Origin of the sequence: Streptosporangium sp. NPDC005286, assembly GCF_040607515.1 — a bacterium.
Lineage (GTDB): Bacteria > Actinomycetota > Actinomycetes > Streptosporangiales > Streptosporangiaceae > Streptosporangium.
In genome coordinates this window covers 1-1169 of record NZ_JBEXGU010000415.1, presented here as the reverse complement: position 1 = coordinate 1169, position 1169 = coordinate 1, and the positions used below count along the sequence as shown (strand labels likewise).

Below are 1169 nucleotides of genomic sequence, written 5' to 3'. Positions count from 1 at the left end.
GCGTCGGTGTTGCGGGTGCGGCTGGCCTGGGCGGGTGGCGATGCGGTGTCGTTGAGTGCGGTGGACGCGGCCGGGGAGCCGGTGCTGTCGGCGCGCTCGCTGGTGCTGCGCCCGATCGCGGCCGACCGGCCGGCCGCCGGTAGCACCCCGTACCGGGACTCGCTGTTCCAGCTGGCCTGGACGGCGTTGCCTGAGGTGTCGGCAGCGGCCGGTACCGAGCTTGACCCGGTTGAACTGACCCTGGACCTGGCATCGGACCCGGAGCTGGCGGCGCTGGAGGTGGTGCCGGAGGTGGTGACCGTCGTGGTCGGGTCGGACGGGGACGGGGACGTGGTGGGGTCGGCGCACGCCTTGACCGCTCGTGTTCTGGGGTTGGTGCAGGGGTGGCTGGCCGATGAGCGGTGTGCTGATTCGCGGCTGGTGGTGGTGACGCGGGGTGCGGTGGTGGCCGGTGCGGGGGATGCGGTCACCGATCTGGGCGCGGCGGCGGTGTGGGGATTGATGCGGTCGGCGCAGTCGGAGAACCCGGGCCGGTTCGTGCTGATTGACCTGGACGGGCAGGAGATCTCGGCATCGGTGCTGTCCGGGGTGCTGGCCTCGGGAGAGCCGCAGGTGGCGGTGCGCGGGGATGAGGTGCGGGCTGCCCGGCTGGTACGGGTGCCCGGTTCTGGTGGTTCCGCCGATGGCTTCGACGCTGAGCATGGTTCTGCTCGTGGCTTTGACCTCACTGACGGTCCCGGCTACGAGCGTGACTCTGGTCCGGGTGGGGGAGCGGGCCGGGTCTGGGATCCGGAGGGGACGGTGTTGATCACTGGTGGGACGGGTGGTCTGGGTGGGTTGTTCGCGCGGCATGTGGTGGCCGAGCGTGGGGTGCGGCGTCTGCTGTTGACCAGCCGGCGGGGTCTGGAGGCTCCGGGTGCGGTGGAGTTGCGGGCGGAGTTGATCGCGCATGGGGTCGAGGTCGCGATCGTCGCCTGTGATGTGGCCGATCGGGGCCAGGTGGTGGCGTTGCTGGCCGGGGTGGATGCCGAGCATCCGCTGACGGCGGTCATCCACACCGCGGGTGTGCTGGATGACGGGACGATTCCGTCGCTGTCGCCGGAGCGGTTGGAGACGGTGTTGCGGCCGAAGGTGGATGCGGCCTGGCATCTGCACGAGCTGAGCGCGGA

General features: G+C 71.2%; 1 protein-coding gene. It reads left to right on the top strand.

Features of this window, described 5'->3' with window-relative positions:
* Positions 1-1169, top strand: a 1169-nt coding sequence (locus ABZU75_RS46495; RefSeq protein WP_355570031.1) for a beta-ketoacyl reductase, incomplete at both ends; no start/stop codon positions are given.